The sequence below is a fragment of the Streptomyces sp. NBC_01317 genome (assembly GCF_035961655.1).
Lineage (GTDB): Bacteria > Actinomycetota > Actinomycetes > Streptomycetales > Streptomycetaceae > Streptomyces.
In genome coordinates, this window is sequence record NZ_CP108393.1 from 2,581,341 (window position 1) to 2,596,973 (window position 15,633).

Genomic DNA, 15,633 nt, shown 5'->3' on the forward strand with positions numbered 1-15,633 from the left:
CGAGAGCCCGGAAACGCGGGATCAGAGGAACCGCGCCTTGCCGGGGCCGTCCTCCACGAACGAGCGCATGCCGCGCTCCCGGTCCTCGGTCGCGAACAGGCTTGCGAACCAGGTGCGTTCGATCGCGAGGCCCGTCTCCAGGTCCGTCTCCAGACCCGCGTCCACGCTCTCCTTGGCCGCGCGCAGCGCGAGCGCGGGCCCCTGGGCGAGGGCGGCGGCCCACGCGTGCGCCTGCTCGTACACCTCGGCCGCCGGGACCACCCGGTCGACCAGACCGATCGCGAGGGCCTCGTCGGCCCGTACCTGACGGCCCGTGAAGATGAGGTCCTTGGCGCGGGAGGGGCCGATCAGCCGGGCGAGCCGCTGGGTGCCGCCGGCGCCCGGGATCAGCCCGAGCAGGATCTCGGGCTGGCCCAGCTTCGCGTTGTCGGCGGCGATCCGGTAGTCCGCGCAGAGCGTCAGCTCGCAGCCCCCGCCGAGCGCGTAGCCGGTGACGGCCGCGACGACGGGCTTGGGGATGCGGGCGACGGCGGTGAACGCCTCCTGGAGGGCCCGGGAGCGCAGGACCATGGCCGCGTGGTCCATGTCCCGCATCTCCTTGATGTCGGCGCCGGCCGCGAAGACCTTCTCGCCGCCGTACAGGATCACGGCCCGTACGTCGTCGCGCCGGCCGGCCTCCTCGGCCAGTTCGCGCAGCCGGTCCTGGATCGAGGCGTCCAGCGCGTTCATCGGGGGACGGTCGAGCCGGATCGTGCCGACGCCGTCGGAGACTTCGAGGTTCACGGTAGCCATGGGTGGCAGGTTAACGGGGATTAACGGCGGCGGGCCCGGTGCACTTGGTCACAGTGCGCCGGGCCCGGCCGTTCAGGCGGTGGGAGTGCTTGCGAGGCGACCTACTTCGTCCACTCCGCCCAGGACATGTTCCAGCCGTTGAGGCCGTTGTCCGGGGCGATCTGCTTGTCCTTCGAGTTCTTGACGATCACCACGTCGCCGATGATCGACTGCTCGAAGAACCACGCGGACGGGGTGCCGTTCTTGCCGCCGCCCCTGACGTCCCGCAGCCCCACGCAGCCGTGGCTGACGTTGGCGGAGCCGAACGTCCCCGAGGACGCCCAGTAGTTGCCGTGCACGAAGGTGCCGGAGGTGGAGAGCCGGATCGCGTGCGGCACGTCCTTGATGTCGTACTCGCCGCCGAAACCGACGGTCGCGCCGTTCATCCGCGTGACCTCGTACTTCTCACTCATCACCATCTGGCCGTTGTACGTGGTGGTCGACGGCGCGCCCGCGGTGATCGGGATGTTCTTGATCTGCTTGCCGTCCCGCACGACCTTCATCGTGTGGGCGCTCGCGTCGACCGTCGAGACCTGGCTGCGGCCGATGGTGAACGAGAACGACTTGGCCTGCTCGCCGTAGACCCCGGGGCGTCCCTCGACCCCGTCGAGGTTGAGCTCGACGGTCACCTTCGTGCCCGCGGCCCAGTACTTCTCAGGCCGGAAGTCCAGCCGGTCGTTGCCGAACCAGTGACCCTCGACCGGTACGGACGGCTCCGCCGTCACCGTGATGGCCTTCTCCACGGCGTCGGGCTCGGTGATGCCCCGGGAGAAGTTGATCGACACCGGCATGCCGACGCCGACGGTCGAACCGTTCTCCGGCGTGTACTGGCCGATGAAGGTGTTCTGCGGCACGAGCGTCGTGAAGGTGGTGTCCTTGGCGGACTCCCGGCCGTCGGCGTCCTTGGCTATCGCGTGCACCTTGTACTTGGTCGAGCCGGCGAGGTGCTGGGTCGGTTCCCAGTCGGCGCCGTCGGCGGTCAGCTTGCCCTCGACCTCGTTGCCCTTGTCGTCCTTGACGGTGACCGAGGTCAACTTGCCCCGGTCGGCGGAGACCTTGAGGACCCCCGTGGTCGCGACCGCCTTGGAGCCGTCCTTCGGCGCGACCGTCACGACCGCGACGGACGCCGCGTTCTCCACCGAGGCCGCACCCTTGCCGCCGCCCTTGCCGGCGGAGGCACCCTTGTCGGAGCCGTCGTCCCCGCCCCCGCACGCGGTGACCACCAGGAGCACTCCTCCCAGCGCCAGCGCCAGCAGTCCGCGCTTCCCGCGCCCCCGCCGTCCGTCCGGTCGCCGGCCCCGCGGACCGCGGACCGGTCCCGCCGATGTCCCCGGTATCCCTGAAGTCCCCGATATCGGCAAGCCGTTCACCATGGTCGTCTCCCCTCGCACGGCCTGGCCCCGCCACGGCCCGCACTCTCGCGCGCCGATTGCCCGCGCCCAGCGTCAGACAATCACATCGCAAGCATGGGGAAGATCTCGTGATTGTCACCGTTCCGTCCCAACGGGTGCAGGTCAGCGGAGTGCGGAGCCCTTCCTCCACTCCGTCCAGTCCATGTTCCAGCCGCCAAGTCCGTTGTCGGGAGCCACGATCCGGTCACGTGAGTGGACGACCTCCACGACGTCACCGATCAGGGTCCGGTCGAAGAACCACCCCGCCGGGGTCTCCTCGCCGCCGCCCTTGACGTCCAGCAGCCCGACACACCCGTGGCTGACGTTGGCGGAGCCGAACGTGGCAGGCGCGGCCCAGTAGTTGCCGTGCAGGAAGGTGCCCGAGGTCGTGAGCCGGATCGCGTGCGGCACGTCCTTGATGTCGTACTCCCCGCCGAAACCGACCGTCCTGCCGTCCATGCGGGTGACGTCGTGCAGCTCCGTGACGACCATCTTCCCGTTGTACGTGGGGGTCTTGGCGGCGCCCGCCGTGATCGGCAGGGTCGAGAGCAGCTCGCCGTCCCGCCGTACCTCCATCGTGTGTTTCTCCGCGTCCACCAGGGAGATCTGCGAGCGGCCCACGGTGAAGCCGGTCGTCCGCTCCTGGATGCCGAGGACACCCGGGGCGCCCTCGACGTCCCGCAGCCGCACCGCGACGGTGACCTCGGTGCCCGGGGCCCAGTACTCCCGTGGCCGGAAGTCGAGCCGCTCGTCGCCGAACCAGTGGCCGACGACCTCCACCGGCGGGTCGGCGGTGACCTCGATGGCCCGCTCGACGGCCGCGCGGTCCCGGATCGCCCGGTTGAAGTCGAACGAGACGATCATCCCGGCGCCGACGGTGGAGCGGTTCTCGGGCGAGAAGTAGCCGATGAAACGGTCCTGGGGAACGGCCGTCGTGAAGGTGCTGTGCCGGGCGGAGCGCCGCCCCGCGCCGTCCACGGCGACCGCGTCGACGCTGTACTTGGCCGAGGGCGCGACCCGCGCGCCGCTTCCCGGGCGCCAGGTCCGGCCGTCCGGGGAGATACGGCCCGGCAGCTCGGTGCGCCGCGCGTCCTCGACCCGCGCCACCGTGACGCGCTCGATACGGCCGTCCGGCACCCTCACCTCGATCCGCCCGGACACCCGGACGGACTTCGCGCCGTCCTCGGGGGTGATCCGGATCGTGTCGCCCGGGGCCCCCGACTTCCCTTCGGGCAGGCTTCCGCCACTGGTGCATCCCACGAGGCCGGCCAGGGCCGCCACCAGTCCTGCTCCTGCCAGAGCGACGGCCGTGCCGGTCCCTGCCCGCTTCAGTACGTGTCTCACGTCCCGCCCAACGACCACCCCCCTCCGGGGGAAACGTGAGGGCGGGGTCTCATGAGGGAAGAACAGAGGGAGGACCACGCGAGGAGAGCCACGGCCGGGACGCCGTGCGCACCGATCCGCGAGGCCGACGAGCCGCGGGAGGCCGGTCAGGTGACGAGCGCAGCCGAGCAGGAGGCAGTGCGGGAATCGGTGCGGGAGAGGGGGAGAGCGGAGACCGGCATACGCCGCCTGGACGTGTGGCCCGGGGCGGCCACCCCGCTCGGGGCGCGCTACCGCGTCGGGCCCGACGGCGTCGCGGGCACCAACTTCGCGCTCTGGGCCGGGGGCGCCGAGGCCGTCGAGGTGTGCCTCTTCGACGACGGCCCGCGCGGTCCCGGGACGATCGAGACCCGGCTGCCGCTGACCGAGCTGACCCATGAGATCTGGCACGGCTTCGTGCCCGGCGTCCGCCCTGGCCAGCGGTACGGCTTCCGGGTCCACGGCCGCTGGGACCCCTGGACCGGCGCCCGCTGGAACCCGGCGAAGCTGCTGCTCGACCCGTACGCCCGCGCGGTCGACGGCGACTTCCGGCTGCCGCCCGAGGTCTACGGCCATGTGCGCGACTGGCCGCAGCGGCAGGTCGCCGACACCGTCCGCGACGAGCGCGACTCCGCCCCGTACGTCCCCAAGGGCGTGGTGGTCCACGACGACGCGCCCGACGACGAGTGGGCCGACGACCGCCGCCCGAAGACCCCCTGGGCCGACTCCGTCATCTACGAACTGCACGTGAAGGGCTTCACCAAGCTCCACCCCGGCATCCCGGAGGAGCTGCGCGGCACGTACGCGGGCCTGGCCCATCCCGCCGCGATCGACCACCTCCAGCGGCTCGGCGTGACCGCCGTCGAGCTGCTCCCGGTGCACCAGTTCGCCCATGAGGACCACCTGTTGCGCCGGGGCCTGCACAACTACTGGGGCTACAACTCGATCGGCTACTTCGCCCCGCACGCGGGGTACGCGGCGGGCGGCACCCGGGGCCAGCAGGTCGAGGAGTTCAAGGAAATGGTCCGCGCCCTGCACGCGGCGGGCATCGAGGTCATCCTGGACGTGGTCTACAACCACACCGCCGAGGCCGGCGAGCAGGGCCCGACCCTCTCCCTGCGGGGCATCGACAACCGCGGCTACTACCGCCTCCAGTCCGACCCCCGCGCCTACACGGACTACACGGGCTGCGGCAACACCCTCCACGTCGTCCAGCCGCACGTCCTGCGCCTGATCACCGACTCGCTGCGCTACTGGGTCACGGAGATGGGCGTCGACGGCTTCCGCTTCGACCTGGCGGCGGCCCTGGCCCGCTCCATGCACGACGTCGACATGCTGTCGCCGTTCCTCGCGGTGATCGCCCAGGACCCGGTGCTGCGCCGGGTGAAGCTGATCGCGGAGCCGTGGGACGTCGGCAACGGCGGCTACCAGGTGGGGGCCTTCCCGCCGCTGTGGACGGAGTGGAACGACCGGTACCGCGACGCCGTACGGGACTTCTGGCGCGGCGCGCTGCCCGACGTGAGGGATCTCGGCTACCGGCTGTCCGGGTCCAGCGACCTGTACGCGTGGGGCGGCCGGCGGCCGTACGCCTCCGTCAACTTCATCACCGCCCACGACGGCTTCACCCTGCGCGACCTGGTGTCGTACGAGCACAAGCGCAACGAGGCGAACGGCGAGGACAACCGGGACGGGACGAACGACAACCGCTCCTGGAACTGCGGGGTGGAGGGCGAGAGCGACGACCCGGCCGTCAACACCCTCCGGCGGCGCCAGCTGCGCAACCTGCTCACCACGCTGCTGGTGTCGACGGGTGTGCCGATGCTGGTCGCGGGCGACGAGATGGGCCGTACGCAAGGGGGCAGCAACAACGCCTACTGCCAGGACAACGCGGTCAGCTGGCTCGACTGGTCGCTGCTGGACCAGCCGGGCGCGCACGGCCTGTACCGGCTGACGCGCCGCCTGCTGGCGCTGCGGCACGCGCATCCCGTCCTGCGCCGCCGAGCCTTCTTCTCCGGCCGGCCGCAGGCGCCCGACGGGCTGGCGGACCTCGCGTGGTTCACCCCGCGCGGTACGGAGATGACGGACGACGACTGGTACGCGCCGGCCTCGACGCTCGGGCTCTTCCTCTCCGGGCGGGACATCCCGGGGCGGGACGCGCGGGGCGAGAAGATCACGGACGACAGCTTCCTCACGGTCCTGCACGCGGGTCCGGAGCCGGTGGAGTTCGTCCTGCCGGGCCCGCCGTGGGCGGAGGCGTACGAACTGGTCGTGGACACCTCGCTGGAGGAGCAGACGGAGGAGCCGGGCACGGTCCACGAGGGAGGGGCGGGTGTGACGCTGCCGGGGAGGTCGGTGCTGCTGTTCCGGGTGCGGGCGGAGCCGGGTGCCACCGGGTGAGGGCCCCGGCGGAGCCGGGTGTCGGGAAAACCACATGAGCGATGTCAGTGGTGAACCGTAGGCTCGCCCCTGATGCCCGAAAAACATGCAGCCACCAAGGAACGGTCCACCGCGCAGTCCCTGCTGCGACTGTGGCCCTACGTGCGACCCGTACGCCACCGCCTCGCAGGTGCGGCTTTTGTCGCGATCGTCGCGTCCTGCCTCGGCCTGGTCTTCCCCCTGATCCTCAAGTGGATGGTGGACGGCCCGGTCACCGACCGGGACACCGGCGGCATCTGGCGGGGAGCGCTGTACCTGCTGCTCCTGGGGATCGCCGAGGCGGTGCTGTTCGGGTTCCGGCGGTGGCTGGTGGCGCGCCCGCTGGCCGGGGTCGAGGCGTCGATGCGCGCCGACCTCTACCGGCACCTGCAACGGCTCCCGGTCGCCTTCCACGACCGCTGGCCGTCGGGGCAGCTGCTCTCGCGCGGTACGACGGACCTGATGCTGCTGCGGATGTTCTTCGCGTTCCCGCTCACGTTCCTGTTGGTCAACGCGGTCACGATCCTGGCCGGCTTTGTGATCCTGCTCATGCAGGAGTGGTCGCTCGGGCTGGTGCTGCTCGCTCCCGTCGTGCCGCTGGTCGTCCTCTGCTCGCTCTTCGAGTCGCGGTACACCGCGGTCGCCCGGCAGGCGCAGGACCAGGTCGGGGATCTGACGACGGTGGTCGAGGAGGGTGTGCTCGGCATCCGGATCATCAAGGGCTTCGGCCGGCATCGCAGCCAGTCCCGCGCCTTTCACGCGCTCGCCGGGACGCTGCGGACCACCGAGCTGGCCAAGGCCCGGCTGCTGGCGGCCATCTGGGCGCTGATCATGACGCTCCCGGAGCTGGCCATCGGCGCGGCGCTGGTGCTGGGCACGATCCAGGTGGCGGACGGTGACCTGTCGGCGGGCACGCTGGTGGCGTTCCTGTCGACGGCGCTGGCGCTGCGGTGGCCGGTGGAGTCGCTGGGGTTCCTGCTGGCGATGAGCCAGGAGTCGGCGACGGCGACCGAGCGATTCTTCGAGGTGATGGACGTACCGGAAGAGGTCGAGGACGACGCCGACGCGGCGGGTACGGGGAGCGCGGCGCCGGAGGGCGCGGGCGGGCTGCGGTTCGAGGGGGTGTCGTTCCGCTATCCGGACGCCGAGGCGGACTCCGTGCCCGTACTGGACCGGATCGACCTGCACATCAGGCCGGGCGAGACGATGGCGCTGGTCGGGGCGACCGGTTCCGGCAAGACGACGCTGACCGCGCTGGTCCCCCGGCTGCACGAGGTGACGGCGGGGCGGATCACGCTCGACGGCCAGGACGTCGGGCTGATGCCGCGCGCACGGCTGCGGGAGCTGGTGTCGGTGGCGTTCGAGGAGCCGACGCTGTTCTCGGCGAGTGTCGGGGAGAACGTGCTGATGGGCGCGGAGGGCGCGGGCGAGGAGGCCCTGGGGCGGGCGCTGGACGTGGCCCAGGCCGGGTTCGTGAAGGATCTGCCGGAGGGTACGGCGACCCAGGTCGGCGAGCAGGGTCACAGCCTCTCGGGGGGCCAGCGCCAACGGCTCGCGCTGGCGCGGGCGGTGGTGGGACGGCCGCGCTTCCTGGTGCTGGACGATCCGCTCTCGGCGCTGGACGTGCACACGGAGGCGCTGGTGGAGGCTGCCCTGCGGCGGGTGCTGCGGGAGACCACCGCGCTGGTGGTGGCGCACCGGCCTTCGACGGTGCTGCTGGCGGACCGGGTGGCGCTGATCTCGGGGGGCCGGATCACGGCGGTCGGCACGCATCAGGAGCTGCTGCGGAGCAGTGAGGAGTACGCGTGGCTGATGTCGGGCGCGAGCGCGGGAGCGGGGGCCGCCGAAGCGCTGGAGGCTGCACAGGCCGCCGAGGTTGTCGAGGCCGCTGAGGCCATGGAGGCTGTTGAGGCCGCGGAGGAGAACGCCCGATGAGTACGTCCACCTCGACCGGTACGGACACGGGCGGCGGGCAGCCCGCGGACGGCACCGCCACTGCCGTCACCGCCGCCGCGCCCTCCCTCACGAAGGCTCCGTCGTCCGGCGACCCCTTCGACCGTGACGCCCTGCCCGCTCCCCCGCGCGCCACCGGCACCCTGCTGCGCTCGCTGCTGCGCGCCCACCGCCCCCGGGTGATCGTGGCCACGCTGCTCCTGCTGCTCCAGCAGGCCGCGTCCCAGGCGGGCCCGCTGCTCGTCGCGTACGCCATCGACCGGGGGGTGCCGGCGTTCCGCGACGGCGACCACGGTCCCGTCGTCGCCGTCGGGGCCGGGTATCTGATCTGCGCGCTGGGCTCGGGCGGCTTCCAGTGGGCGTTCATCCTGGCCTCCGCGCGGATCAACCAGGACGTGCTCCTCGACCTGCGCGGCCGGATCTTCCGCCACGCCCAGGCGCTGAGTGTGGACTTCCACGAGCGCTACACCTCGGGCCGGCTGATCTCCCGGTCGACCACGGACGTGGAGTCGCTGCGGGAGCTGCTCAGCGAGGGCCTCCAGGAACTCATCGCGGTGGTACTGGCGTTCGTCTACATCTCGGCGATGCTGCTCTACCTGGACCTGGGGCTCGGCGCGCTGGCCGTGATCTCGTTCGTGCCGCTGTATCTGCTCGTACGGCTCTACCAGAAGCGGGCGGGCCGGATCTTCGGCATCCGCTCGACCGCGATCGCCGCCGTCATCGTGAAGTTCGCGGAGACGATGAACGGCATCCGGCCGGTGCAGGCCTTCCGCCGCGAGCGCGCCAACGACGCGGACTTCGAGCGGCTCAACGACCGGCACCGGCTCAGCAACGGCGACGCCCTGCTGGAGATGGCCCGTTACGTCGTCGGCTCCCGGCTCGTCGCGAACGTGGCGGTCGCCGGGATCGTGCTCTGGGGCGCGTACCGGGTGGCGGACGGCACGCTGGCGCTGGGGGTGCTGGCCGCGGCGGTGCTCTACCTGCGGCGGCTGTACGACCCGATCGACCGGCTCGGGATGTTCCTCAACTCGTACCAGTCGGCGGCGGCTTCCCTGGAGAAGATCGCGGGGCTGCTGGCCCAGACGCCCTCGGTGCCGGAGGCCGCGTCGCCGCGTCCGCTGCCGGCCCTCGCGGGCGATCTGCCGGGCCGCGAGGTCGTCTTCGACGGGGTGAGCTTCTCGTACCGTACGGGCGGTGAGATCCTGCCGCGCTTCGACCTGACCCTCCCGGCCGGCCAGACGGTCGCGGTCGTCGGCTCGACGGGCGCGGGCAAGTCCACGCTCGCCAAGCTGCTGGCGCGCTTCTACGACCCGACGGAGGGCCGCGTCCTGCTCGACGGGGTCGACCTGCGCGAGCTGGACACCCCCGAACTGCGGCGCGGGATCGTGATGGTGACGCAGGAGGCGTTCCTGTTCTCCGGCACGGTCGCGGAGAACATCGCGATCGGCCGCCCGGACGCGACCCGCGAGGAGATCGAGGGGGCGGCGAGGGCCATCGGGGCGCACGAGTTCATCGCGACGCTGCCGGACGGGTACGACACGGACGTCCGCAAGCGGGGCGGCCGCATCTCCGCGGGCCAGCGCCAGTTGGTGGCCTTCGCGCGGGCCCTGCTCGCCGACCCGGCGGTGCTGATCCTCGACGAGGCGACCAGTTCGCTGGACATCCCGGGCGAGCGGGCGGTGCAGCGGGCGATGGACACGGTCCTGCGCGGCCGTACGGCGGTGGTGATCGCCCACCGCCTCTCGACGGTCGAGATCGCGGACCGGGTGCTGGTGATGGAACACGGCCGCGTCGTGGAGGACGGCCGCCCGGCGGACCTCGTGGCGGGCACGGGCCGCTTCGCGGGCCTGCACCGCGCGTGGCGCGACAGCCTGGCGTGACGCCGGGGCGCGTCCGGGCGGCTCTTCGCGGTCCTGCCACACCCGTCACCCCGCCTCGCCGCGTGGTCGGACCGGCCACGTGCGTCCCGTACAGCGTCCGGCCGGGGTCGCCGCGAGCGGCAGGGGAGGTTCCACGGGTGCGCGCCCTGGCCCCCTGCGGCCCGGCCGCGGCCGCCCGGCGTCCGGTCCGGGGCACGGAATGCGCCACAGTTCGAGTGGGCCGCGCGTGCGTTCGCTTTCCCGTGGTCAACACTGTGTTCATCGATGACACATTCGAGTTTGGCCGGGACGAAGTCCGGCAGGTCGGGGCGGGGAGAACCTGCGGCGGCATCGCGGTGATCACCGGCGAAACGTCCGCTTAACGAACAGGGCCTTTCGGGCACCGGACGATTTCCGGCCAACTTCTTGACGCGGTCCTGACAGACGGGTGCCCCGACTGCGACTCTTCCCCCGTTCTCCGCACCACCGGTACGGCGTCACTTCGTACCGCAGCATTCGCTCCGCAGGCTCTGCCCGGGCTGCTCACCGTGCGGCCCGGTACCCCCATCGCAGAAGGAGTTCGCGTGAGACCCACGCCCAGCCGTCGTGCCACCGCGACCGGCGCTCTGATCGCCGCAGCAGCTCTTCTCACCGTCGGTGTGCAGGCAGGTACCGCCACCGCACAGCCCGACAGCGCCCCCAAGGCACCGGTCGCCGGCAAGGCGGACCCCGGTGCGCTGCCGCGCGATCTCTCCCCCGCCCAGCGCACCGCGCTGATAAAGGCGGCCGACGCTTCCAAGGCGGAGACCGCCAAGGAGCTCGGCCTGGGCGCACAGGAGAAGCTCGCGGTCCGTGACGTCGTGCAGGACGTCGACGGCACCACGCACACCCGCTTCGAGCGCACCTACGCGGGCCTGCCGGTCCTCGGCGGTGACCTCATCGTCGAGGAGACGAAGGCGGGGAAGACCGAGTCGGTCACGAAGTCGTCGAAGGCCGTTCTGAAGAACGTCGACCTCTCCGCGGACGTCACCCCGGCCGTCGCCGAGAAGCAGGCCCTCGGCCTCGCCGTGGCGGACGGTTCGAAGAAGACCGCCGCCGAGCGCGCCCCGCGCAAGGTCGTCTGGGCCGCCAACGGCACCCCGACCCTGGCGTACGAGACGGTCGTCGGCGGGCTCCAGCAGGACGGGACCCCGAACGAGCTGCACGTGATCACGGACGCGGCCACCGGCAAGAAGATCTTCGAGTACCAGGGCGTCGACAACGGCGTGGGCAACACGCAGTACAGCGGCCAGGTCACCCTCGGGTCCCTCCAGTCGGGCTCGACCTGGAACCTGACCGACTCCACGCGCGGCAGCCACAAGACGTACAACCTCAACCGGGGTACGTCGGGCACCGGCACCCTCTTCTCGGGCCCCGACGACGTCTGGGGCAACGGCGTCGCCTCCAACACGGAGACCGCGGGCGCCGACGCCGCCTACGGTGCCGCGGAGACGTGGGACTACTTCAAGAACGTGCACGGGCGCACCGGCATCCGCGGTGACGGAGTCGGCGCGTACTCCCGCGTGCACTACGGCAACAACTACGTCAACGCGTTCTGGCAGGACAGCTGCTTCTGCATGACGTACGGCGACGGCTCGGGCAACGCGAAGCCCCTCACGTCCATCGACGTGGCGGCCCACGAGATGTCCCACGGCGTCACCGCCAACACCGCCGGCCTGATCTACAGCGGTGAGTCGGGCGGCCTCAACGAGGCCACCTCCGACATCTTCGCCGCGGCCGTCGAGTTCTACTCCAACCAGCCCGCGGACCCCGCGGACTACCTGGTCGGCGAGAAGATCGACATCAACGGCAACGGCACCCCGCTGCGCTACATGGACAAGCCGAGCAAGGACGGCGCGTCCAAGGACGCGTGGTACTCGGGCCTCGGCGGCATCGACGTCCACTACTCCTCGGGTCCGGCGAACCACTTCTTCTACCTGCTCTCCGAGGGCAGCGGCGTCAAGACCATCAACGGCGTCACCTACGACTCGCCGACCTCGGACGGCCTGCCGGTGACCGGCATCGGCCGGGCCAAGGCCGAGCAGATCTGGTTCAAGGCGCTCTCCACGAAGTTCGGCACCTCGACGAACTACGCGGCCGCCCGTACCGGCACGCTCGCGGTCGCCAGTGACCTCTACGGCGGCACGAGCAGCGTCGAGTACAAGGCCGTGCAGGACGCCTGGGCCGCCATCAACGTCGGCACCCGCTCGGGCACCCCGCCGCCGGACCCGAGCAAGGTCTTCGAGTCCACCACCCAGGTCGCCATCCCGGACAACGGCGCCGCGGTGACCTCGACGGTCAACGTCACCGGCATCACGGGCAACGCGCCCACCAACCTCCAGGTCAGCGTGGACATCACGCACACCTGGCGCGGTGACCTGGTCATCGACCTGGTGGCCCCGGACGGCACGGCCTACCGTGTCAAGGCGGCCAGCAGCGGCGACTCGGCGGACAACGTGGTCGAGACGTACACCGTGAACGCCTCCTCGGAGGTCGCCAACGGTGCCTGGAAGCTCAAGGTCCAGGACGTCGCGGCGGCGGACACCGGCCGGATCAACAGCTTCAAGCTCCAGTTCTGACCCGTAGCACCTGAAGGAAAAAGTGCCGCCCGGAGTGTGATCACTCCGGGCGGCACTTCGCTGTGCGACAGGACTCCGCCGCGGGCTAGTTGGGGTTGCCCGCGTTCGTCAGCGTCTCCCACGCGACGAACAGGTTGTTGGTGCCGGAGGGCCGCTGCCGCTCGGTGAGCGTCTGGGTGTTGGCCATCGCCACCCCGTGGAGCGTGTTCAGGGTGTTGAACCCGACCTCGGTGATCGGGCCGAGGCCGCGGACCACACTGCCGCCGCACAGGTTCGACGGGACGGGCTGCGCCTGGATCTCGTACCGGGACTGGAAGCCCAGCGCCTGCCGCAGCCGCTCGCCGACCTGCGGGTACAGGTCCTGCCCCTGGAGGCGCGCGGTCTCCAGGACGTGCGAGACCGACGAGATGCCGTAACCGGTGTGGACGAAGTCCCGGCAGGTCTCCTGGGTGAGACCCGTCATCGCCGAGCCGAACGTGCTCTGGCCCTGCCAGTAACTGACGATCTTCGCCGTGGTGTTGAGGTTCTGGCTCGGGACCGTCTTCGGCAGCGCGCCGTCCGACGCCAGGTAGATGTAGGCCGGCACCCGGGTCAGGTAGCGGCTGATCGAACTGTCGTACGCGGCCTTGTCGTTGAGGTAGACGGCGATGCTGGTGGACGCCTCCACCATCGTCAGCTCCCAGTTCCCGTTGGAGTTGGAACCGGCGAGGAGCTTCGGCAGGTAGACGTTGCGCAGCATCGTGTCGAACCGGCCCGAGTTGGCCCAGTTGCCGCGCACGTACTTGATGATCTCCGCGGCCTTGGGCCAGGACGAGCCCGCCCAGCCGGTCTGGAGGGGCGCGTTGGAGTTGGTGTGGTCCTTGATGGTGCCGGACCAGGCGTCCATGAGCTGGATCGCCTTCTGCGCGTAGGCGTCGTCGCGCGTGATGTACCAGATCAGCGCGTCGGTGTACGCGGCGATCGCGTCCTCACGCTCGTCCGTGCAGCCGTTGTTGGGATTGGAGTACGAACCGCACTCGACGGTCGCGCGGGGCTTGGCGGTACGGGACAGGGACGCGTACTTGCTCGCGACCATCTGGTCGTACGCGGCCTTCCAGGGCTGCGCCCCGGCCTGCACCTTGCTCCGTACGAAGTCGAGCTGTGCGGTGTTGAGGTTCACGCCGGGGTGCGTGAAGGCCGCCGGGGCGGCGGCGACGGCCGGGGCGGCGACCGCGGCCGTCACCTCCTCCGGGGCCTTGGCGGAGGCGGGAGCCATGAAGACGCCGGCGGTGACGCCGGCCAGGGCGGCGGAGAGTCCGAGGACTCTCGCGATGTGTCCGGGGCGCATGTGGGGGGCCTTCCGGGTCAGTGGAGGTCCTCAACTCGGTTCACCCATGTGAACTTGGGGTGAAGTTGTGAACCCTGTTGGAACGAGGAACTTAGGACCAACACATGAACACGTCAAGGTCTGGACCTATGCTGATCACCTGGGCCGCTCCCGAGCCCCCCACGCGGGCCGCCGGTCAGCCGGGCAGCTGCCAGAGCTGGTTGGCCGCGCCGGTGCAGCTCCAGATCTGGAGCTTGGTGCCGTTGGCGGTGCTGGGTCCCGTCACATCCAGGCAGCGCCCGGACTGCGGGTTGACCAGCGTGCCGTTCGCGGCCTTCTGCCACTGCTGCGAGCCGGTCCCGTTGCAGTCGTAGATCTGCACCGGCGTCCCGTTGGCCGTGCCGGCCGCGGCCACGTCGAGGCACTTGCCGAGGCCCCGGATCGTGCCGTCCTGGGACACCGTCCAGTTCTGGGCGGAGCTGCCGTTGCAGTCATAGATCTGTACGGCCGTGCCGTTGGCGGAACTTGCCGCGTTGATGTCCGCGCACTTGCCGCCGTACCCGGTGATCCGCCCGCTCGGCGACGTGGGCGGGTCGGTGGGCGGCGTGCCGCCGCCGGGGCCGGGGACGACCGGGTTCTCGGCGTTGGTCAGGGTCTCCCAGGCGACGAACAGGTTGTTGGTGCCGGAGGGCCGCTGCCGCTCGGTGAGCGTCTGGGTGTTGGCCATCGCGATGCCCTGGCGGGTGTGCAGGGCGTTGAAGCCGACCTCGGTGACCGCCGCGAGGCCACGGGTGAGCGAGCCGCCGCACAGGCTGGACGGGACGGGCTCGGCCTGGAGTTCGTACTTCGCCTGGAAGCCGAGCGCCTGCCGCAGCCGCTCGCCGACCTGCGGATACAGGTCCTGCCCCTGGAGGAGGGCGGTCTCCGCCACGTGCGAGATGGAGGAGATGCCGTAACCGGTGTGGACGAAGTCCCGGCAGGTCTCCTGGGTGAGACCGTTCATCGTGGAGCCGAAGGTGTTGGCCCCGAACCAGAATCCGACGATCTGGTCCCGGGTGGTGAGGTTCTGGCTCGCCACCGTCCTCGGCAGCGCGCCGTCCGAGGAGAGGTAGACGAAGGCGGGGACGCGCTCCAGGTAGTGGCCGATCGCGCGGTCGTAACTCGCCCTGTCCTCAAGGAAGACGGAGATGCTGACCGCCGCCTCCAGCATGGTCAGGTCCCAGTTCCCGGTGCGGTTGGAGCCGTTCACCAGCTTCGGGAGGTAGACGTCGCGCAGCATCGTCGAGAACCGGGCGGAGTTGGGCCAGTTGCCGTAGGCGTACTTGATGATCTCGGCGGCCTTGGGCCAGGACGAGCCGGCCCAGCCCGTCTGGAGCGGCGCGTTGTCGTTGGTGTGGTTCTGGATCGAGCTGGACCAGGCGTCCATCAGCTCGATCGACTTGCGCGCGTAGCGCTCGTCACGCGTGATGTACCAGGCGAGCGCGTCGGTGTAGGCGGCGATCGCGTCCTCCCGCTCGTCCGTACAGCCGTTGTTGGGGTTCGAGACCGGCCCGCACTCCACGACCGCGCGGGGCTTGGCGGTACGGGACAGGGACGCGTACTTGCTCGCCATCATCTGGTCGTACGCGGCCTTCCAGGGCTGCGCCCCGGCCTGCACCCTGCCGCGCACGAAGTCGAGTTGCGCGGTGCTGAGGTTCACCCCGGGGTGGGTGAAGACGGCGGGCGCGGCGGCGACGGCCGGGGCCGTGGCGGGGGCCGCCCGCACGGGCGCGGCGGTGGCCGGCGCCATGAGGGCGGTGACGGTGACCGCCGTCAGGGCGGCGGCGAGTCCGAGAACTCTGGGGATGATCCGAGGGCGCATGGGGGATGCCTTCCGGTCGGCGTAACCAGGTCACCAG

At 71.0% G+C, this 15,633-nt stretch carries 9 protein-coding genes and 1 pseudogene; 4 read left to right on the plus strand and 6 right to left on the minus strand.

Annotated elements, in window-relative coordinates; genetic code table 11:
• Positions 1-21: 21 nt before the first annotated feature.
• The 3 genes from OG349_RS10715 to OG349_RS10725 form a co-directional block, all read right to left on the minus strand.
• Positions 22-792 carry an enoyl-CoA hydratase/isomerase family protein gene (locus OG349_RS10715; protein WP_327234391.1) on the minus strand — a complete coding sequence of 257 codons (771 nt, stop codon included), beginning with the start codon at positions 790-792 and terminating at the stop codon, positions 22-24.
• 101 nt (positions 793-893) lie between these two features.
• Positions 894-2,201 (minus strand): L,D-transpeptidase, encoded by a 1,308-nt coding sequence (locus OG349_RS10720; RefSeq protein ID WP_442806375.1) that lies wholly within the window; start codon positions 2,199-2,201, stop codon positions 894-896.
• 144 nt (positions 2,202-2,345) lie between these two features.
• A complete protein-coding gene (locus tag OG349_RS10725; protein ID WP_327234393.1) occupies positions 2,346-3,566 on the minus strand; it encodes a L,D-transpeptidase in 1,221 nt (406 codons plus the stop codon).
• Positions 3,567-3,716: 150 nt separating this feature from the next.
• On the opposite strand from OG349_RS10725, the gene glgX reads away from it, so the two are divergent.
• The 4 genes from glgX to OG349_RS10745 all read left to right on the plus strand — a co-directional run bounded on the left by glgX (position 3,717) and on the right by OG349_RS10745 (position 12,429).
• Positions 3,717-5,981 (plus strand): glycogen debranching protein GlgX, encoded by a 2,265-nt coding sequence (gene glgX / locus OG349_RS10730; protein ID WP_327234394.1) that lies wholly within the window; start codon positions 3,717-3,719, stop codon positions 5,979-5,981.
• A 72-nt stretch (positions 5,982-6,053) separates the two neighbouring features.
• On the plus strand, positions 6,054-7,934 hold the full coding sequence (locus OG349_RS10735) for an ABC transporter ATP-binding protein (RefSeq protein WP_327234395.1): 1,881 nt from the start codon (positions 6,054-6,056) through the stop codon (positions 7,932-7,934).
• Positions 7,931-9,832: an ABC transporter ATP-binding protein gene (locus OG349_RS10740; RefSeq protein ID WP_327234396.1), complete on the plus strand. Its 1,902-nt coding sequence runs from the start codon at positions 7,931-7,933 to the stop codon at positions 9,830-9,832. The genes OG349_RS10735 and OG349_RS10740 overlap by 4 nt, the downstream gene beginning before the upstream one ends.
• 563 nt (positions 9,833-10,395) lie before the next feature.
• A complete protein-coding gene (locus tag OG349_RS10745) occupies positions 10,396-12,429 on the plus strand; it encodes a M4 family metallopeptidase (RefSeq protein ID WP_327234397.1) in 2,034 nt (677 codons plus the stop codon).
• A gap of 85 nt (positions 12,430-12,514) precedes the next feature.
• Here the strand turns inward: OG349_RS10745 and OG349_RS10750 are convergent, their stop codons facing one another.
• The 3 genes and pseudogenes from OG349_RS10750 to OG349_RS10760 all read right to left on the minus strand — a co-directional run.
• Positions 12,515-13,756, minus strand: coding sequence for an alginate lyase family protein (locus OG349_RS10750; RefSeq protein ID WP_327234398.1), 1,242 nt, complete (start codon positions 13,754-13,756; stop codon positions 12,515-12,517).
• A gap of 175 nt (positions 13,757-13,931) precedes the next feature.
• Complete coding sequence (locus OG349_RS10755) at positions 13,932-14,387, minus strand: ricin-type beta-trefoil lectin domain protein (RefSeq protein ID WP_327238521.1); 456 nt, start codon at positions 14,385-14,387, stop codon at positions 13,932-13,934.
• Positions 14,367-15,596: pseudogene (locus OG349_RS10760) on the minus strand (alginate lyase family protein); the annotation flags it as partial. The pseudogene OG349_RS10760 and the gene OG349_RS10755, both read right to left, overlap by 21 nt.
• Positions 15,597-15,633 lie beyond the last annotated feature (37 nt).

Bases quoted from the DNA above. Each gene is read 5' to 3' on its own strand.
- OG349_RS10715 (WP_327234391.1), bottom strand. From the start codon at position 792: ATGGCTACCGTGAACCTCGAAGTCTCCGACGGCGTCGGCACGATCCGG.
- OG349_RS10735 (WP_327234395.1), top strand. From the start codon at position 6,054: ATGCCCGAAAAACATGCAGCCACCAAGGAACGGTCCACCGCGCAGTCC.
- OG349_RS10740 (WP_327234396.1), top strand. From the start codon at position 7,931: ATGAGTACGTCCACCTCGACCGGTACGGACACGGGCGGCGGGCAGCCC.
- OG349_RS10750 (WP_327234398.1), bottom strand. From the start codon at position 13,756: ATGCGCCCCGGACACATCGCGAGAGTCCTCGGACTCTCCGCCGCCCTG.